Origin of the sequence: Trichocoleus sp. FACHB-90, assembly GCF_014695505.1 — a bacterium.
Lineage (GTDB): Bacteria > Cyanobacteriota > Cyanobacteriia > Cyanobacteriales > FACHB-T130 > Funiculus > Funiculus sociatus.
Genome location: NZ_JACJOK010000079.1, coordinates 1 through 14,012, shown reverse-complemented (window position 1 = coordinate 14,012; position 14,012 = coordinate 1). Strand labels below are relative to the sequence as shown.

General features: G+C 46.7%; 7 protein-coding genes and 2 pseudogenes. 3 read left to right on the top strand and 6 right to left on the bottom strand.

Annotated elements, in window-relative coordinates; translation table 11 throughout:
* From H6F74_RS23570 to H6F74_RS23560, 3 genes and pseudogenes are all read right to left on the bottom strand, one after another.
* A pseudogene (locus H6F74_RS23570) lies at positions 1–566 on the bottom strand (photosystem II q(b) protein); the annotation flags it as partial.
* Positions 567–801: 235 nt separating this feature from the next.
* Complete coding sequence (locus H6F74_RS23565) at positions 802–2,382, bottom strand: MBOAT family protein (protein WP_190444581.1); 1,581 nt, start codon at positions 2,380–2,382, stop codon at positions 802–804.
* 55 nt (positions 2,383–2,437) lie between these two features.
* Positions 2,438–5,542: a DUF1574 family protein gene (locus H6F74_RS23560; RefSeq protein WP_190444582.1), complete on the bottom strand. Its 3,105-nt coding sequence runs from the start codon at positions 5,540–5,542 to the stop codon at positions 2,438–2,440.
* Positions 5,543–6,051: 509 nt separating this feature from the next.
* Here H6F74_RS23560 and H6F74_RS23555 point away from each other — a divergent pair.
* The 3 genes from H6F74_RS23555 to H6F74_RS23545 all read left to right on the top strand — a co-directional run bounded on the left by H6F74_RS23555 (position 6,052) and on the right by H6F74_RS23545 (position 9,913).
* The gene (locus tag H6F74_RS23555) at positions 6,052–6,297 is read left to right on the top strand and encodes a hypothetical protein (protein ID WP_190444583.1); all 246 of its coding nucleotides are present in this window, start codon (positions 6,052–6,054) and stop codon (positions 6,295–6,297) included.
* A 190-nt stretch (positions 6,298–6,487) separates the two neighbouring features.
* Positions 6,488–9,556 (top strand): phosphoenolpyruvate carboxylase, encoded by a 3,069-nt coding sequence (gene ppc, locus H6F74_RS23550; protein ID WP_190444580.1) that lies wholly within the window; start codon positions 6,488–6,490, stop codon positions 9,554–9,556.
* 66 nt (positions 9,557–9,622) lie between these two features.
* A complete protein-coding gene (locus tag H6F74_RS23545) occupies positions 9,623–9,913 on the top strand; it encodes a hypothetical protein (RefSeq protein WP_190444579.1) in 291 nt (96 codons plus the stop codon).
* Positions 9,914–9,920: 7 nt separating this feature from the next.
* Here H6F74_RS23545 and H6F74_RS31175 read toward each other — a convergent pair.
* From H6F74_RS31175 to H6F74_RS23530, 3 genes and pseudogenes are all read right to left on the bottom strand, one after another.
* Positions 9,921–10,034, bottom strand: a pseudogene (locus H6F74_RS31175) (HNH endonuclease); the annotation flags it as partial.
* 265 nt (positions 10,035–10,299) lie between these two features.
* Positions 10,300–10,539, bottom strand: a complete 240-nt coding sequence (locus tag H6F74_RS23535; RefSeq protein ID WP_190444577.1) for a hypothetical protein — start codon at positions 10,537–10,539, stop codon at positions 10,300–10,302.
* Between the two features lie 51 nt (positions 10,540–10,590).
* Entirely contained in the window at positions 10,591–13,641 is a 3,051-nt protein-coding gene (locus H6F74_RS23530; RefSeq protein ID WP_190444576.1) for an NACHT domain-containing protein, read from the bottom strand.
* Positions 13,642–14,012: the final 371 nt, after the last annotated feature.

Genomic DNA, 14,012 nt, shown 5'->3' with positions numbered 1-14,012 from the left:
TCTGCTTGGAACACCAACATGAAGTTGAAGGTTCCGGAGATGCCTAAAGGCATACCGTCAGAGAACGAACCTTGTCCGATTGGGTAGATCAAGAATACTGCGGTTGCTGCTGCCACTGGTGCAGAGTAAGCGACGCAGATCCAAGGACGCATACCTAGACGGTAGGACAGTTCCCACTCACGACCCATGTAGCAGAATACGCCAATCAGGAAGTGGAAGATTACCAACTGGTAAGGGCCGCCGTTGTACAGCCACTCGTCGAGGGATGCTGCTTCCCAAATTGGGTAGAAGTGCAAGCCGATGGCGTTGGAAGAAGGAACAACTGCACCAGAGATGATGTTGTTTCCGTACATCAGAGAACCTGCAACTGGTTCGCGGATACCGTCGATGTCCACTGGGGGAGCGGCGATAAAGGCAATGATGAAGCAGATGGTTGCGGATAGCAGGGTGGGGATCATCAGAACGCCGAACCAGCCTACATAAAGGCGGTTGTCGGTCGATGTAACCCATTCGCAGAAGCGCTGCCATACGTTGGCGCTTTCGCGACGTTGGATGGTTGTGGTCATTGGTTTATGATTGCGTGATTTAGTTTTGAAGGTTCGTATGAATGAGGCAGGTTTAATCTTGCCTATGTACTTAATAATATTTACATTCCTTAGTATTTGTCCAGTTTTTTTTGTTAAGTATTATAAATAGGTAACGTCAGGTTTACTTATGTGTGGCAGAGCGATCGCTCGTTATGGTAGGACGTGAAGCGACGGCACATTAACCGATAGAGGGCGCGATCTCGCCCTCTATCTTCTAGAAATCGAAATAAATGTAAGGTAGACCGCCTTGGGGCGCAAATACCCAGACCACATAGAGACACAGTGGCACCAGCAGCAGCTTCACAGGCCAATTCAGCTGTAACTTTAGACCCCGGTGTACTGTATATACGAAGAACATCAATGCCACCAGAATCCAAAGCAAAAAAGTCAATTGGGATTGATCCAAACCAATTGCCTCGCCGTAGACCTTAGCGGCAAACTGGGCATCAGCTGGATGACCCCAGAGACGTTGAATTACCAAACCCGATTGTTTCAGATTCGGCAGTCGGAAAAAAACCCAAGACACGAACACCATTGTCTGAGTTAACAGCCATGCAACAACTAGACCAGGAAAGCTTTGCCACCACTTCCTCGCTTTCTCAGACCGATGGGAGTGGTCTTCTGTGAGTCGGTGAACAACCAGGCCGATACCATGAATTGCGCCCCAAACGACATATCCCCAGGCGGCACCATGCCAAATCCCGGCAATCAGCATCACAATTAGTAAGTTGAGGCAGGTGCGTCTCAGTCCCTGCCGCGAACCGCCCAAGGGAAAATAAAGGTAATTCCGCAACCAATCGCCGAGAGTAATGTGCCAGCGCCGCCAAAATTCGGCAATGCTGGTACTGAAGTAGGGAAAGTCAAAATTCTCTGGTAGATGAAATCCCAACAGAATTGCACTGCCACGAGCAATGTCTACATACCCACTAAAATCTAAATAAAGTTGCAGTCCGTAGGCAGCGATCGCTAACCACAAATCCCCGCTGCCAGCCCGTTCTAAGTTGCCAAAACACAAATCAACAAAAATTCCCAATCTGTCTGCAATGAGTGCTTTTTGTACTGCACCGCAGGCAATCAGCCAGAGTCCTTCTGTAATCTGGTTTAGTGTAGGAAATTGTAGCGTTTTCAGCTGAGCTGAGAATTGATGATAACGAGTAATTGGCCCAGCAATCAACTTGGGGAAAAATAATTTGTAAGCGGCAAAATTCAGAAACCGCTCTTGTGCTGGCGCACCGCGATACACATCAATTAAGTAAGCAATGCACTCAAAAGAGAAGAAACTCAAGCCTAAGGGTGCTATTAAGTTAGTGCTGACCCAACTAGCAGTATTTGCCGCAACTGGTAGCGGGGTTCCAGTCAATTGCCCGTAAAAACCTGCTACCGAATTTAATAAAAAAGGTATGTACTTGAAGCTCAAGAGCAACAAAACATTTAGTACAATCCCTAGCCATAAAAGCTTCAGTCGCTGCCGATTCCAAAAAGCTTGATCGAACTGCCAATCTTCATTAGGGTCTGTAGCGTAAAGTCCTAATGCTGTATTTTCTCCAATTGCCTTTCCCAGACGGAAGTTAATTAGAGTAATAACCAAAAGCAGGGGAACGTAAGCGACTTGTGGCGATGCTAAAAGTTGCAGCCAGGTTTGCTCTTTTACTAACGTCGGGGCTTGCAGTGAGGTATAGAAAACCAAACTGACAATTAGCAGCGCCCACATCTGCGACTTTTGCTGCTGTAATGACCAATAAATCCCCAGGACGCTGACCAGGAACAGTGCGTAAGTAAGCGAAATGAATGTCATAGTTTATTAGAAATTAAAAATTAAAAAGCAATTTCTAATTTTTAATTTTGCCTTTTTAATCTTTTTTTATCCAAGGAATCATTGGGTCTTGAGCAAGCTGATTCGAGACTTCATAGGCACCGTAGCGGTTGAGGTGGCTGGGGTCAGAAAAGTAGTCATGTTTGGTGGGATAAAGCTGACTTAAGTCTCTGAAAATCAGCCCTTTTTGTAGGGAAAGCGATCGCATATATTGCTGAAATGCTTGCTCATGTTCTGTGCGTACTGGGTCTAAGTAATCTTGGGTGAGGGGCAGGTTGACGAAAACAATCGGAATTTGCTTATCTTGGCTAAATTTCAGCAGCTTCTCCATAGCTTCGGCTTGGGTGCCGTCCATTTTAAAGCTTTCATAGTCGCTGTCATAGCTGCCGCTGACTCTGGCATACCGCTGATAGTAAGTGGCGGGATTAAACCGAACTGAGAGGGGCAGGAAGCCATCGAAATCAATGGCGGCTTCACGGGCTTCGGCTTCTTGAGGGGTTTCGGTATCTTCCTCAACTGTTTTCGGCGTTGCTGGTTTCACCCAGGCAGCATACTGATCTCGAAGCCACGCTTTCATCTGGTCGCGCTGGGTATAACCTTGGGAAACTGTTCCCAGCTTTTCATTTAGCCAGCTATTGACTGCTTGGTAACTTTGTGATAAAGAGGCACTTGCGCCTTCTTCGGTTGCAGGCGCGATCGCAGTTTGACCCGGACGGGTAGCAGTTGAACTTTGTTTGGGGAAGGTTCCGGCGAGCAATTGCTTGAATCCTCTGGAAGCAGCGATCGCGCTGAAGGTGGTATCCACGCGACCGCTATTAAACGCCCGCGCCCCATCCGCCCAAATAATTAATTTTGGCAATTGTTCTGGTGTCAAAACTTGGCGCAGCTGAAAGTCTACAACTTGTGCAGTGGCACCGTTGATGCCAAAGTTAAACACCTTAACATCTGGATATCCTTGTGCAGCAAGAGCATCTTCGAGTGCTGTCGGGTCGATGCCCCGCATTGCCCTAGAACTACCCACAATTAAAACATCTGGAGGAACGCCCCCGCGTTGGGTCAACAACTGTTGGTAAAGAGCCAGCTTTTCGTCTAACAGACGGTTGTTAAAAGAAGGATTGGGCGATCGCGCTGCTGCCAGAATTGCCACAGATGACGCATTAGCTCTGTTTAACTTACTCACCGTGACACGACTATCACCGTCGCGAGTAAAGCCTTGGGAGTTGAATGCACGGGCATTCGCGCCGGGGGATTTTTGCAAAGACAGCTTCGGCAAAGTTGCGTCTGTTGTCTGTTGACCTTGGCCTATTTTTCTACCACTAAAAGCGGACGACTGAGCCAGCTGCGGCTTTGACTTCAGCATTTGAGTCAGAAGCCAATCTGTTTGCACCGTCAACAATAATCCCAGCACGCCCCAAACTAAGGCAACTTTGAAACCTTGGTAATAATTGTAAATTGAGGTACTGGTTTTACTCGCTCCAGCTGGTGCCAAGTCTTTTATTTCCAAGGTGGGAATAAACAACTGGGAGGCGGACAACATTTGTTGAACCAGCCTGATTAAATTCCCAGATGCGGCAGACGCAGCAGCTTTTACATCTTCTTTGGTGACATCGGGACGCAGAACTGGTTCGTCTGTGGGAGAGAGAAGTTCTCCCAGATAAGCATCGCTGGCGGCAAATTCTGGGGTAGCTTCCGGCACCAATCGCTTGCGAGCCACAAAATCAGCGCCCATCTGCCATAAGGGGGATGATTTACCAGCGCGACGGCCATAAATTCTCACTCCAGCAATTCCCGGAATCGCTAGTTGCCGAACGAACTTAGCAATCGGCGGCCCCACAACCGACTGTTGCGGACAGATCAGCGCCTCGCTCATAAAGTGCAACAAATCTTGTTTGCGACGCAGGGATAAACTAATGCCACCTGTTTCTAATCGTTCTTCCAGATCCGGATTCAGTAAGCGTTCCAATAAAAACTGAATTGCCTTCAAGTCGCCATGTTGAGCCAGCTTCAAGGTAGATTCTGTTAAGGCTGGTTGCACTGTCGCTGGTAAATTCAGCCAGTCGATCCAAATCGGCGTTTCCTGTTCTGGTACTGACGACAAGCCGTGGGTTTCGACACCATAAACTGTTGCAGCTTGGATGCCTTGCGGTGCCAAAATTTCTAATACAGGCGCGATCGCTCCCATAGCAGTTTGTTTGTCGGGTGCGGTTTCTTCGCCTGCTCCCGTCTTGCTACAAAATAAATGCAGCGTTACGTCTTTGAGAACAGCGGAAACTTGCATCCCATCAGACTGTAACGCTTGATTAAGCAAGCGGGCGATCGCTTGAATGTCTCCCCAACGCGCCCAATCTTTGAGCATTTCTTCTGGGGGGGTTAGATCGACTCGCAGCAGCCAATCGCGGGTTTTTTCTCCCCTCACCTGAGAGCAAATTACTGCATCCAGAAACCCTTCCAGCTTCAGATTCCGCAACTGTTGAGCCACTGGTTGCGCCAGCAATGACTCATCAGGGCTGTAGTCGGACTCACAAAGAATCCAAAGACGGCGGATTGGGGATTGGGGATTGGGGGCTGGGGATTGGGAGTTGGGGATTGGGGACAAGGAACCCACCTTGTCTACCTCTGTCCCCTTTTCCCGCGCCGGAAGATTCTTGATTGCTACTTTGACACCGACTCCCAGAGGAGTGAGAGTTTCGCCCAAATATCGCGCGATCGCTTCTGGTTGACCAGACCGGGCTAGACTGCGATTAGAAACTGTCAACTCATCTTCAGTCGTCGCTTGTGGCTCGTCGCTCGTCTCGACCTTACTGGCAGCAGTTGACTGATGGGGGTTAAGCTCTTGTAGAGGAATTTGCTTTACCCAGTCTGGACGATGGCAACCTAAAGCGCGACCGTAGAAGATTACCTGGTCGATGGGATCTGCTTGTGCGGGAAACCCAGATGCCTCATCCTTAACCTTGAGTGCTTGCACAAACCGACTGACAACTGTCCCCGAAGGCGGGCATTCAGAGCCTTCACAAAGAATATGCAGGTTATTTCCCCGCAGGCGAAATCGGAGGCGCACTTCCGGAAGACCGATAGCGCGGTGAACCCACTGGGCGAGGGAGGATTGACTCCCTGTATGGGCGATCTGATCGGTATCCAACATCACAAACTTGTACCCTGGACTTGCAAATGAAGACGGTAGAAATGATGAAGCATGAACAATGGCCCTAGCCCTTGTCGTTTGGGGAAGGTTACGGTAGCACTACAGTTGTATATCACCAAATCGGAAAAACTGGATTTAACCCAAAATTTTAAGGTATAATTCACACTTCACACTTCATATTTAATACTTCATACTTTCTACTTCAGCAAGTCTTAACAGCCCCGAAAGTCTAAAGGGTCTGTACAATTGCTTCTAGCGCCAATAGTCAAAGCACAAGGCAGACACTCCTTAAGCTACACACGAAAAGCATTGACAGCGCTTGAGGCGCTATTTCTCAGAAAACAGAAATGGTAAACGCACTTGCTCCATACTAATATTGCGGAGGCAATCGCTCTGATTTTCTGGGGAATAAACTAAAGATATCAGCGCCCCCACAAGGTGTTGAAAATCTCACCTTGTTAATCTTACTTTTCCCTAAAATCATCTGGAACTCATCTTTCACCCTCCCTATGCAAACTCCCACTAAAAAGGTACAGTCAAGCACAAGAGATGCAGATTCATCGGCACCATCACCGGGAATCTGGTTAAGTTTAGCCACAGTGCCAATGCTACTGGGGATTGTGGGCATCAAAGCTGCCAGCGATTTGCTATCGGCTATAGGTCAAGGCAGCGAGGAAGTATTCCGAGGCGATCGCTTGCCAGTTCTCCACTTTCCTGATTCAGAAAACCACTCACAAGTCGAAATTCTAGAGTAGACCACTGGAAGGAGGAAACTGCTTTTTCTCCTTTCCTCCTCCCCAATCCCCAGTCCCCAGTCCCCAATCCCCAATCCCCAATCCCCTATACCTTATTTCCTATTCTCCAGATAGTGTTCAGTGAAACCACTAGCTGAGACAATTACCCCTAAAATTAGTTGATTATTCTTCTTGAGCGAGAATAGACTCTATGAGTTCCCTAGTCCATTTGTCCGACCAGCAATTGACGATCGCTTCCACGTCTAACCTATTTTTGCGCCATCGCCTCAAAGTTGTTGAGGACTTGTGGGAGTCTGTTCTCCAACAAGAATGCGGTCAAGAACTGGTCGATTTGCTAAATCAACTACGTTCGATGTGTTCGCCGGAAGGGCAAGCCACAGAATCTCCAGAGTTGTCAGTTTCGCGCGTGATTGAAAAGCTGGACTTAAACGAAGCCATCAGAGCTTCACGCGCCTTTGCCCTATACTTCCAGCTGATTAACATTGTTGAACAGCACTACGAACAGCGCGATCAACAACTCTCCCGCCGTGCTACTTACAGCTACCCAGCTGGAGGAATAGCGCCGCGTAAAACGCTTAGCCCGCAAGGAGATGGGGACTCAGCAATTTTGTCCAGTGCGGCAATGGAGAAGGAAGCGCAAAACGGCGGACTCGGCGCAGATATGCTGGAAAAAAACTGGGTTCAGGAGGCAGAGGCGAAACAAAGCAAAGGCACATTCCACTGGTTGTTTCCCCACTTGCGCCAGTTGAATATGCCACCGCAGCAAATCCAGCGGCTGATTGACAATTTGGATATTCGGTTAGTATTCACTGCTCACCCTACCGAAATCGTCCGCCACACGATTCGAGGCAAACAGCAGCGCCTTGCGAAAATTTTGCAACAGCTAGATCAGGCAGAAGAAGAATTTCGAGCTTTGGGCTTGAGTTCTTCCTGGGAGGCGGAAGCCTGCGTCGAACAGCTTACGGAAGAAATTCGCCTCTGGTGGCGCACCGACGAACTGCACCAATTTAAGCCGACAGTGCTGGATGAGGTGGATTACACCCTGCACTACTTCCAAGAAGTTTTGTTTGATGCAATTCCCCAACTGTATCAGCGCCTGAAACACGCTTTGAAAGATTCTTTTAAAGGATTAACTCCTCCGACTAATAACTTCTGTAAGTTCGGTTCTTGGGTAGGGTCAGACCGGGATGGCAACCCTTCTGTAACGCCCCTAGTAACTTGGCAAACAGCTTGCTATCAGCGCGATTTGGTGTTAGAGAAATATGTCCAGTCGTTGCGACAGCTGACGAATCTATTGAGCCTGTCGTTGCACTGGAGCGATGTTTTGCCAGATTTGCTGGATTCCTTGGAGCAAGATCGGTCGCAAATGCCAGAAGTGTACGAGCAACTGGCAATTCGCTATCGGCAAGAACCTTATCGGCTGAAACTGGCATACATCCAACGACGGTTGGAAAATACCCGCGATCGCAATCGGCAAATTTCTGATGGATCAAACCTGCATGGGCAAGTTATTGGAAACCAAGACCCGACCATGTACCGTTCAGGAATAGAGTTTTTGGCAGAACTGCGGCTGATAGAGCACAACCTGAAGGAAACAGGTTTATCGTGCCGCGACCTGGAAAATTTGATTTGCCAGGTGGAAATTTATGGGTTTAAGTTGGCAGAACTGGATATGCGCCAGGAAAGCACTCGCCACTCGGACGCAATGAACGAGATTGCCGAGTACCTGCAAATTCTGCCCAAGTCCTACAATCAAATGACGGAAGCAGAGCGATCGCTCTGGTTAGCAACTGAACTGCAAACTAGGCGGCCGCTAATCCCAGCAGAACTGCCCTTTTCTGAGAAAGTTTGCGAGACAATTGAAACTTTCCGAATGCTGCGGCAATTACAGCAGGAGTTTGGCCCGCAAATTTGCCGAACTTACATCATCAGCATGAGTCGCGAAGCTAGCGACATTCTCGAAGTGCTGTTGCTGGCAAAAGAATCAGGTCTATATGACCCCGCCACAGGCTCCAGCAGCATCATGGTAGTGCCGCTGTTTGAAACGGTGGAAGACCTGAAGCGTTCGCCAACAGTCATGGCAAGCCTGTTTGAACTGCCTTTGTATCGCGCTTGCCTTGCCGGAGGCTACAACGGTTTAGAGAATGGGATGGTAACATCTCTGCAAGAAGTGATGTTGGGTTATTCCGACAGCAACAAAGATTCCGGGTTCTTGAGCAGTAATTGGGAAATTCACAAGGCTCAGAAAATTCTTCAGAAAATCTCTGAGGAATACGGTATCGCTTTACGCATCTTCCACGGACGCGGCGGCTCGGTAGGTCGTGGTGGTGGGCCAGCATACGAGGCGATATTGGCGCAACCAGGTCACAGTATCAACGGTCGGATTAAAATTACCGAACAGGGAGAAGTTCTAGCTTCTAAATACTCGTTGCCAGAGTTAGCCCTTTACAATCTGGAAGCAGTAACGACGGCTGTAATTCAGGCAAGTTTGTTGCAGACGGGGTTTGATGATATTCAGCCCTGGAATGAAATTATGGAAGAGTTGGCGACGCGATCGCGATCGCATTATCGCGCTCTGATTTACGAGCAGCCAGACTTAGTAGATTTCTTCCACCAGGTAACGCCTATCGAAGAAATCAGCCAATTGCAAATCAGCTCTCGCCCAGCCCGTCGTGGTGGTAAAAAAGATTTAGCTAGTCTGCGTGCCATTCCTTGGGTGTTTAGCTGGACGCAAAGCCGCTTCCTGCTACCGAGTTGGTACGGTGTCGGTACAGCGTTGCAAGAGTTCTTGAGCGAGGAGCCCGAGGAAAATCTGAAGCTGCTGCGCTATTTCTACTTCAAATGGCCTTTCTTCAAAATGGTCATTTCCAAGGCAGAAATGACTCTCTCGAAGGTAGACTTGCAGATTGCTCACCACTACGTGCGCGAGTTATCTCGACCGGAAGATCGCGATCGCTTTGAAGCTTTGTATGAACAAATTGCCCAAGAATTTCACCTTACTTGCGATTTAGTTCTCAGCATCACAGGCCATCAAAAGCTTTTGGATGGCGATCCAGTCCTCCAGCGTTCGGTGCAGTTACGCAACGGCACTATTGTCCCCCTAGGCTTCTTGCAAGTCTCTCTGCTCAAACGCCTGCGGCATCATGGGAAACAAGCTGCATCCGGTGTTGTTCACTCTCGTTACAGTAAAGGCGAATTGCTGCGCGGCGCGCTGTTAACTATTAACGGCATTGCCGCCGGAATGCGGAATACAGGTTGATCTAAAAGGGCTAATAGCTAAAAGGTAAAATATTGAATTTTACCTTTTAGCTATTAGCAATTAGCTATGAAGAAGCTACCTCAAAACCGAACCCTAATTTGCACATTTATAGCACTGGCATCAGGCTTTTTCGGTGCCTACGCGGGCGGACAACTTAGCTGGGCTGCCCACTCCCAACAGTGTGAAAATGGGGCGCGTCATACCTTGCCTATACCGGGCTACAAGCCAGTTTGCAAAGCTTTGGTGATGCCAGGATCGTTCATGCAAGGCAGCACGACTGGCTTGTGGACTGGGGCAATTTTAGGCGCTTTTATCGCTGGATTAGCAACTCACAAGAAAGTTGAGGAAAGTGAGTAAGCGATCGCTACTCTTGTTGACACGGATCTTCCTTGGGCGGATGCCAACCACCTTGCACCCAAAGCCGCCTAGCTGTCCGAATGGAATCATCCTCATCATACCGTTCATCATTCAGGTCAAGGCATTAGTCAGCCCAGAAATAAATTTCGGGCTGAAAGCCAAAGTTAGCTAAAGCTAACTGGCAGACATTTTCAACCCGTTTTAACGGGTTTTAGCTTTAAGCCTGAACTTTAGTTCAAGGCATTAGTCAGCCCAGAAATAAATTTCGGACTGAAAGCCAAAGTTAGCTAAAGCTAATTGTCAGACATTTTCAACCCGTTTTAACGGGTTTTAGCTTTAAGCCTAAACTTTAGTTCAAGGCATTTATGCAAGAGGTCTATTGATTGTCATGCCTGAGCGATAATTTTAGCGTTTATCAAGGTAAAAATTCTATCTAGTTCTAATATTGCAGCTAATTCGGCTACTTCTTCTGGTATCAGTAAGTCAGCCTTTTTTTTCTGCAAAAGTTCTTCCATGCGAGACTGTAGCTCATCAGTAAACTTAAAGAGATTCAGGTTATCTACTTGACTAATCTGGATACCCTTGGATACCAAGGATGAGGGGTTAACAATTAATTTAGTAGTCATAATATTTTTAGAAAGCCTTTGGTACTATTGTAATAGGTTAGCGATCGCGCTTTATTCTTCCATCATCTTCTCTCGAACCCAACTCACAATATCGGCAACTAAATTCGGCTGACTGGGAGAGAATGTTTGGACATTACAAGGCTGTTCGCTCACTACACAAATTCTCCTCGCGTTATGAAATTTGCTCAGAGATGTGAGGAAAGTTTGACTGAACCCTTGGGGTGGTTCGCCGCTTGTATCTTCGTAGAAAATTAGGAAGATTCCCTGGCATTTTAGCTGGCAATAAACCTTGAGAGCTTGCATGGTTTCCGGTTCCCCATTCTGACGTTCGGGACAGCCTTGCATCACCATTTCGGCGTAAATTTCCGAGGCGGGATTGTCTGGGTTCTCGAATTTGCTACTGTCGATACAAATGAGGTGAATGGTGTCGTTGAGGTTGGAGTTATTAGCGATCGCTGCGTTGAGGAGTTGGGGAAAATTAGCCAAGTTGAGGCGTTGCGTCGAGGGTTGGGAATCAACAACGATAATTTCTTGAATTTCTGAATGGGTGGAAGTTAGATTGTGCCATGCCTTGTAAAATGCTGGGTAGGATATATTTTGGGCGCAGTGTAGGGTGAGTTTGTAGAAATAATCACATAAATTAGAATCATTTTCAATAACTCTATCTTCCTGCCAATTTTTCATTTGTATAACTATTTCTTGAAACAAATTATCGCTATCAATTACTTGTAGTTTTTTAAAAACTTCTTGACGCAAAAAAATATGATTACTGTTTTTCATTAATTCAGTCATAGCTCTTATACCTTCCGCGCTTTCTAGGTTAATTTGCTTTACAATCCAAGCTAATAAATAGCTAATATCTTCATACGAGCTAGTGTGTATAACTTCAGTTAAAGCAGTGATAACGGTTGTGGGTTCGCAGCAAGCAATCTCTAATATTCTTATGAGGGCTAATCTACGAACAAATATATTCTGGCTAGTGCCTAAATATTCAACTTCAAGTTTAAGATTATCTGATTTTTGAATTGTAGCTGCTGTATGCGGAAGCTGGAGCTGGTTATCCCTTACCATGCTAATTAAGGCATTAATACTGTCTAATGCCCGCAGTTTATCCATTTTTAAACCATCCACATTTACTCCAAGATGTTTAAGTAAATTAAACAAAAATTTATACGGTTGAGAAGAATATTTTAGATGAGTGATAATATCTATACTAGGCATTAAGCTATTCCAACTAAGCTGAAGTTTATATTTTACTGTTTCATCTTCAATATCCTCAATTGCGGTTTCCATAATAGTGTTTAAGTTATTTCGGTACTTATAATCTAAAAACTCTTCACTTCCATCTATTGCGAGGGAATATGCTCGATGTCCATAAAAGTGTTGGCATCCGTCTTCAAACTCTAGCAATATTTTAATAAACTTATCTTTTTGGTTTTTGAATTTATTATTTACAATTCCCAACCAAAGCAAAATCACTTCTTTCCACTGCGGCTCAAATAGGCGGTAGCGCTTATATTCACCTGAATTATTTTTATCTTCAACAGGTCTATTTTTGTGTTCGCGGGGCAAGAAAAAGCCCCAATCGGAAATTGCACACGCCGCAAAATATTCCTGAAACGTCAGATGATAGAACGCATAAACATCCTCGTCAGTTTCTGCATCCTTATATACCTCATTCAGCCAACCAACATCACACGCTAACTTAAACAGAGATTTACCCATTACCTTGTAAGCAAATCTCTTCCGTAGTGGCAACTTCTTCTCAATGGCTTCTAGAGCCAACTTCCCTAATGCTTCATGTAACTCATTCTGCTTATCCAAGTCTTCGATAAGCAATGGATGTGGCTTCCACTCATAAAAATCTTCTCGAAATCGCTGATAAAGTGTCGCCTTCGTCTTCGGCAACTCCCCTTGCTTCACCACCCAGGTTTGACACAACAGCGCCAACCGCAAAGGATTTCTAATCAAATCCCGAATTCGTTCCCGCCCCGACTCCCCTAACTTCTCCCGTAACTGCTTCCCTAACTGGGGTTTCCCCGCCTTGGCAAACCACTCCCCAATAAACTCTCCCACCTGCGGATCGTCAAAATCCAGGGTGCGATAGATATCACAATTCGGCACTACCCGATCGTTCGCTTGCCAAACATTCAGCCGACAGGTTAACAGGATTTGCGCCTGCGCCACCCAGCCCCTCAGCTGATTTGCAATTCCTTGTAGGGGCGAAATTGCTCCCGTGGATGTATCCCCCCGAATTTCATCCACCCCATCCAACAGCAACCACACCTGATGAGAATTAAACAACTGCATCAACTCAGTTTCCATCTGGGCTGATACCACCATTCCTTGAAGAGACAGCGCCTCCTTCAGCCAAACCTGGAGTAAATACTCTTCCAAAGTTTTCCCATCCAAACTCCCCAGCTGAATGCAAATTGGAAACTGGGAAACATTTTCTGAATCTTTGAGATGACGAGCAATTTGCTCTAACCACGTACTTTTCCCCGCCCCCGGTTCCCCAATAATGGCAATCGTCTTGCCTTCCCCCGCCTCAATCACCTCTCGGAGAAACGCATCCGCCTCAAACCGCTTCTCAATTTCCTTCTCATTCAGCTGATATTGTGAACTCCCCTCATCTGGAGATGGGCAAAACTCCTCACTCCGTCGCGGCTGAGTTGTTGGTTTCACCAAACCCAGTGGCACATAGATACCCACCTCATGCCCCAACCCTGTACCCGTCGCCTGTCGCCGAAATTGGTAACGCCTCAGCTGTTCCGCCAGCATTTTGTGGCAGATATCGCGCCAGTCAATCGGGTTTTCTGGCTTTGCATCTGGAGGATTCGACTCTTTCGGATCGATTAACTCTGCTAGTTCTAAATTTAGGGCTGTGGCGATCGCGATCGCAGTATCACAATCAACAGATTGTCCCGCAAAAAACCGCTTAACCGTCTTTTCACTCACCGATGCTGCTTTAGCAATGTTCCAATAAGTCCAAATGCTGTCTTGATAATCGCCATGAATGCGTTTAGCAGCCTTAGCTTCTATGAGTTTCTGTTTTCCAGCCTCGTTTACCTGAACGCTGTTGCGATTGCGGATTTCAGCCATAATCAACGGTTAAGAGCAATTGCGGATATTAATAGCTTAGGCTGCTTCACGGTTTGATGAGGGTCAGAAAGGGTAAGTTAATATCTGTCCCTAAGTGTTCAGCGGTTTCTCCAGTCGATTCGCTTTCGTGGAATTGTAGGGTTCAGCAATTCCACAAATGACTACCAACCTGTTCAAATATTTACTTATAGTTGAAAACCCAGAACTTCAAGCTTTACTCTTACTTGTTCTTATCCTGTCCTCAGACTCAGTTAATCTGGCTCTACCGAACATGGTATGTAAAATAAACTGAAATTAGCTGGCAAAATGCCAAGTCAGAAAACTTCTTAATTTGAAATTGTTGAAGTTTCTAAACCCATAACCTCTTCGTT

Excerpts from the sequence above, each read along its gene's own strand:
- H6F74_RS23545 (WP_190444579.1), top strand. The coding sequence starts at position 9,623 with ATGAAGAAGCTACCTCAAAACCGAACCCTAATTTGCACATTTATAGCA.
- H6F74_RS23530 (WP_190444576.1), bottom strand. The coding sequence starts at position 13,641 with ATGGCTGAAATCCGCAATCGCAACAGCGTTCAGGTAAACGAGGCTGGA.
- H6F74_RS23565 (WP_190444581.1), bottom strand. The coding sequence starts at position 2,382 with ATGACATTCATTTCGCTTACTTACGCACTGTTCCTGGTCAGCGTCCTG.
- H6F74_RS23555 (WP_190444583.1), top strand. The coding sequence starts at position 6,052 with ATGCAAACTCCCACTAAAAAGGTACAGTCAAGCACAAGAGATGCAGAT.
- H6F74_RS23560 (WP_190444582.1), bottom strand. The coding sequence starts at position 5,542 with ATGTTGGATACCGATCAGATCGCCCATACAGGGAGTCAATCCTCCCTC.
- ppc (WP_190444580.1), top strand. The coding sequence starts at position 6,488 with ATGAGTTCCCTAGTCCATTTGTCCGACCAGCAATTGACGATCGCTTCC.
- H6F74_RS23535 (WP_190444577.1), bottom strand. The coding sequence starts at position 10,539 with ATGACTACTAAATTAATTGTTAACCCCTCATCCTTGGTATCCAAGGGT.